This is a genomic window from Mycobacterium sp. 1165178.9, assembly GCF_001673555.1.
Classification (GTDB): domain Bacteria; phylum Actinomycetota; class Actinomycetes; order Mycobacteriales; family Mycobacteriaceae; genus Mycobacterium.
The window spans coordinates 1-5,441 of sequence record NZ_LZMB01000399.1; the positions used below are offsets into that span (position 1 = coordinate 1).

Annotated in this window: 5 protein-coding genes; 2 read left to right on the plus strand and 3 right to left on the minus strand. The window is 67.9% G+C overall.

Annotated elements, in window-relative coordinates; translation table 11 throughout:
• From A5652_RS17375 to A5652_RS17385, 3 genes are all read right to left on the minus strand, one after another.
• The coding region (locus A5652_RS17375) for an AarF/ABC1/UbiB kinase family protein (RefSeq protein WP_067353965.1) at positions 1-1,243 on the minus strand (1,243 nt) is incomplete at its 3' end.
• Between the two features lie 126 nt (positions 1,244-1,369).
• A complete protein-coding gene (locus A5652_RS17380; protein WP_067353969.1) occupies positions 1,370-2,230 on the minus strand; it encodes a cyclodehydratase in 861 nt (286 codons plus the stop codon).
• A gap of 36 nt (positions 2,231-2,266) precedes the next feature.
• Positions 2,267-3,661, minus strand: coding sequence for a zinc-dependent metalloprotease (locus A5652_RS17385; RefSeq protein ID WP_197513990.1), 1,395 nt, complete (start codon positions 3,659-3,661; stop codon positions 2,267-2,269).
• Between the two features lie 100 nt (positions 3,662-3,761).
• Here A5652_RS17385 and A5652_RS17390 point away from each other — a divergent pair, with 100 nt between their 5' ends.
• Entirely contained in the window at positions 3,762-4,784 is a 1,023-nt protein-coding gene (locus A5652_RS17390) for a PDZ domain-containing protein (protein ID WP_067353976.1), read from the plus strand.
• A 74-nt stretch (positions 4,785-4,858) separates the two neighbouring features.
• Positions 4,859-5,441: UPF0182 family protein (locus A5652_RS17395; RefSeq protein ID WP_197513991.1), on the plus strand; the 583-nt coding region annotated here is incomplete at its 3' end.

Consider the following 5,441-nt stretch of genomic DNA (forward strand, 5'->3'; position numbering starts at 1 on the left):
CCGACATGATCACCCGCATCGGGATGACCAGTTTGGGCGGCAGGTCCATCTGGCGCGCCGTGCGGATCTGGGACACCGACCGATCGATCTCGATGGCGGACATCTTCTGCAGCCACTTGCGCGTGTAGTGGAAGACCTCGACCTCGACCGGTTCGACGTACTGGCGCAGCATGTCGTCGATGTCGCGCACCGAAACCTGCTGGCCCTTCTGGATGAAGCCGGCCTTCTCCATCGTCGGCAACAGCATGTCGTAGTTCTTGTCACGGGCCAGACGGATGGTCATGCCGAGCTCGATCGGCAACCCGCCGGGTAGCGGCGCGACGGCGCCGAAGTCGATCACACCCATGCGGCCGTCGGGAAGCAGCATGAAGTTGCCGGGGTGGGCGTCGCCGTGCAGCATCTGCAGCCGCCGCGGTGCATCGAAGGTGAGCTCGAGCAGTCGCGTCCCCATCAAGTCGCGCTGCTCGGTGGTGCCGTGCCGGATGATCTCGGCCATCGGGGTGCCCTGCATCCACTCCTGGATCACCACCTTCGGCGCGCTGGCCACAATGCGCGGCACCGCGAAGTGCGGGTGGTCGTGGTAGGCCTTGGCGAAGGCGCGCTGGTTCTCGGCCTCCAGCCGGTAGTCCAGCTCCATCTCGGTGCGCTCGATGAGCTCGTCGACCACGCCCTGGATATCGGCGCCGGGAGCGAGCTGCTTGAACACCCCGACCAGGCGCTGCATGGTCTTCAGGTCGGCGCGCAGCGCCTCGTCGGCGCCGGGGTACTGGATCTTGACCGCCACCTCACGGCCGTCGGCCCAGACGCCCTTGTGCACCTGGCCGATGCTGGCCGAGGCCACCGGGGTGTCGTCGAACGAGGCGAACCGCTCGCGCCACTTGGTGCCCAGCTGGGCATCGAGGACGCGGTGCACCTTGGCGGCCGGCAGCGGCGGGGCGTCCTTTTGCAGCTTGGTCAGCGCTTCGCGGTACGGCTCGCCGAACTCCTCGGGGATTGCGGCTTCCAGCACCGACAGGGCCTGGCCCACCTTCATCGCGCCGCCCTTGAGCTCACCCAGGACGGTGAACAGTTGGTGGGCGGCCTTTTCCAGGAGCTCGGCCTGGACCTCGTCCCTGGACTTTCCCGTCAGCCGTTTACCGAATCCGATCGCTGCCCGGCCGGCGAATCCGACCGGAATGCTGGCCAGCTTCGCGTTCCGCGCAGCACGGCCCCTTTTGATGTCTGCCACGCATCCATCATCCATGATGGCCAGCGCGATGTGGAGAGATGTCGACAACACTCGTTGTCACACTTCGTAAGCGCAGGTCGGCGCCGCGGACGGTCTGCGCCAGCTGGCCACGACGCCATGTGCCGCAACGGAAGTAGCGCTTCAGCAGGAACACAACGGATGTCTGGCCCACTGCCGCGTGACGAGCGCGCCGGAGTGCAGGTCGAATTCCAGGGTCGCGTTCAGGGTCTGGGGAGGCCCGGGCTCGGCCTCCTGCCCGTGCACGGCGGCGATCACCCGGTTCACCTGGCTGAGCGCCAGCGCCGCGGTCGCCAGTACGGTGGCCCGATCGGCAACACCGACGGTTTCGCGCAGCTGCGCGCAGATGGCAGGCCAGGCGGCGTCGCGGTCCCGGCGGTGCAGGTCCGCGCACCCAAGGCAGCTGGTCACGCCCGGAATCACCAGCGGACCCACCAGCCCGATGCCGTCCCGCACCCGCACCAACAGATGCGCGACGCCCTGGTTGTGCAGATCGCGAACCATGCGTGGGTCGGCGACCAGGAAGTCCGACAGCACCACCAGGTCAACGTCGTCGGCCGACACCGCGGCGTGCGGTTGGCTGCTGTGGGTGATCCGAGCACCCGAGCAGCGCAAGGTTTCAACGAGCAGCTCGGAAAGAGGGCCGCGCCCGTGGATCCGCACCGAGGCCGCGCGGGCGCGCGGTCGTCCGCATTCGGTGGCGACCCCGGCACCGACCAGTTGCGCGACTAGATTCCGCAGGCCGTCGGCATCGGTGAGGCCGTGGTCGAGCGCGCGTCGCTGCAACTCCGAGAGCGGCGTCGGCGAACACATCGTCCGCAACAGCGTGGCCAGCTCGGCGGCGGCCAGGCCGTCGGGCGGGCGGACCAGCACCGCACGGCGCGGGTCCCAGCCCACCTGGACCGCGCCGTCGGGACGCAGCAGCACCGGCAGAGCGGGATCCAGCGCATAGGTGGAAAGGACGGCCTGGCACCGCGGAGTCACCGCGCAACTGTGTCACGCCGGGGGTGATGGCTTCGGTCAGTTATCCACAGGGCCGCCGTCGCCGCCCGGCCCGTCGGGGCCCTGGCCTTCGCGCTCGAGCTTGGCGATGGCCTCGTCGATGCCGCTGGTGTCGCCGCCGATGACGCGGTCGATGAAGCCCGCCGGTTCGTCGAGGTCATCGGCGTCGGGCAGCAGGTCGGGGTGTTGCCAGATCCCGTCGCGCGTGTCGACCCCGGCGGCCTCCGTCAGGCGCTCCCAGAAGGCGGCGGCCTCACGCATCTTGCGGGGTCGCAGCTCGAGGCCGACCAGCGTCGCGAAGGTCTGCTCGGCGGGGCCGCTGCTGGCCCGGCGGCGGCGCATCGTCTCACCCAGCGCGGCCGCGCCCGGAATCCGGTCGCCCAGCGCGGCTGCGACCACCACCTGCACCCAGCCCTCGATCAGGGCGAGCAGTGTTTCCAGGCGTTCCAGTGCCTGCGTCTGCGCGGGCGTCGCCTTGGGCTCGAAAACGCCCTGCCCCAGCAGGTTTTCGATCGCTCCCGGGTCCGACAGCGACGCCGGGTTGAAGTCGCGCGCCAGCTCTTCGATGCCGGACATGTCGATCTCCATGCCCATCGCGTACGCCTCGACGGCACCAAGCAGTTGGCTCGATAGCCACGGCACGTGGCTGAACAGCCGGTGGTGAGCGGCCTCGCGCGCCGCCAGAAACGTCAGGATCTCGCTGCGCGGCCGCTCCAGCCCGGTAGCGAACGACTCGACCGCGTCGGGCATCAGCGCCGCAATTCCCTTGGGTCCCAACGGCAAACCGATGTCGGTCGATGTCAAGACCTCGCGGGACAATCGGCCCAGCGCCTGCCCCAGCTGCGAGCCGAACGCCATACCGCCCATCTGCGACATCATCTGCATGAGCGGGCCGGCCATGCTCTTGGCCTCTTCGGGCAGCGACGCGGCCCACACCGTCGAAATCTGTTGTGCCATGGGGTCGCACAGCCGCTTCCACGTCTGCAATGTGTTGTCGACCCAGTCGCCGGGGGTCCATCCCAATGCCTTCGTGGTGCCCGCGGGCAGCGCCGTCGCCCCGTCCAGCCACGTTTCCGCCAGCCGCACCGCGTCGCCGATCGCCGAATTGGTGGTTTCCGGAATTGGCGCCACAAAGCCGATCGAATTCGTCGCGACCCGCCGCGCCAATTCGTAATTGACCGGACCCGAGCCGGTTTGACCGGGCCCGACGGTGCCCGCGCTGCTGAACATCTGACCCAGTTGGGTGAAGATCTGCCCCAGGTCGCCCATGCCGAATTCACCGCTCATGCCGAAGGCGGCGAACGGGTCAGAGGGGTTCGAGCCCGAATCGGGATCTTTTTTCCCGTGTTTGTCGGGGTCGTCTCCGGAGGAGAAGCCGAAAGGCAGGTCAGCCATACCCCCAACGGTACTCACCACTTGGTCAGACGGCGCGACCTCGGGTCAGCTTGTAGCTGAACCCGGTAGGACGTCGTAGCTGAACGCCGCGCCGCGGCCGCCGTCTAGTGTGATCGGCGTGAACAGGCGCATCCTGACGTTGGTGGTCGCGCTGGTGCCGATCCTGGTGTTCGGCGTGTTGCTGGCGGTGGTGACGGTGCCGTTCGTGTCGCTGGGGCCCGGCCCCACCTTCGACACGCTCGGCGAGGTCGACGGCAAGCAGGTGGTGGCGATCGAGGGCACCCAGACGCACCCGACAACCGGCCACCTCAATATGACCACGGTGTCCCAGCGCGACGATTTGACGCTGGGCGAGGCTCTGACGCTATGGCTTTCGGACCAGGAACAGCTGGTACCGCGCGACCTCATCTATCCGCCGGGCAAGTCGCGCGAGGACGTCGACAAGGCCAACAACGCGGACTTCAAGCAATCCGAAGACAGCGCCGCCTATGCGGCCCTGGGCTACCTCAAGTACCCCGCGGCGGTGACGGTCGCCAAGGTCCCCGAGCCGGGTCCCTCGGCGGGCAAGCTCAAGACCGGTGATGCCATCGACGCGGTCAACGGCGTGCCGGTGGCCACCGTGGACGAGTTCACCGGGCTGCTCAAGAACACCAAGCCGGGCCAGGTGGTGACGATCGACTACCGCCGCAAGAACGAGCCGGCGGGGGTGGCGCAGATCACGCTGGGCGCCAATAAGGACCGCGACTACGGCTTCCTGGGCGTCGCCGTACTCGACGCACCATGGGCGCCGTTCACCGTGGACTTCAACCTGGCCAACGTGGGGGGACCGTCCGCCGGATTGATGTTCAGCCTCGCGGTGGTCGACAAGCTGACCACCGGGGACCTGGCCAAGTCGAACTTCATCGCGGGCACCGGCACCATTTCGTCCGACGGCAAGGTCGGCCAGATCGGCGGCATCACCCACAAGATGGTCGCCGCGCACGCGGCCGGGGCCACGGTCTTTCTGGTGCCGGCGAAGAACTGCTACGAGGCCAGCTCGGACAATCCGTCCGGCCTGCGGCTCGTCAAGGTAGAGACGCTCGGCCAGGCAGTGGATGCGCTGCACGCGATCGGGTCGGGCGGGCAGCCCCCAAGCTGCTAGCGAACCCTGGTGGTCACGGGTAGCGCCATGCGTAGAGTTGTCACCGTCTAGCCATCGATCAGGGAGCGTAGCCAGTGGGGATGCGGCCCGCCGCACGGATGCCGAAGCTGACTCGGCGTAGCCGGATTCTGATCCTTATCGCACTGGGTGTGATCGCTCTGCTGCTCGCGGGCCCGCGGCTGATCGACGCCTACGTCGACTGGCTGTGGTTCGGCGAGCTGGGCTACCGCTCGGTGTTTTCCACCGTGCTGGTCACCCGGTTCGTGGTCTTCTTCGTCGCCGGTCTGCTGGTGGGCGGCATCGTGTTCGCCGGGCTTGCGGTTGCTTACCGCACCCGGCCGGTGTTCGTGCCGAGCAACGACAACGATCCGGTGGCGCGCTACCGCGCCCTGGTGCTGTCCCGCTTGCGACTGGTGAGTGCCGGAATCCCGGTGGCGATCGGCCTGCTGGCCGGCATCATCGCGCAGAGCTATTGGGTCCGGGTCCAGCTGTTCTTGCACGGCGGCGACTTCGGCATCAAGGACCCGCAATTCGGCAAGGATCTCGGCTTCTACGCGTTCGAGCTGCCGTTCTACCGGCTGCTGCTCAGCTACCTGTTCGTCGCGGTGTTCCTCGCCTTCATCGCCAACCTGTTGGCTCACTACATCTTTGGCGGCA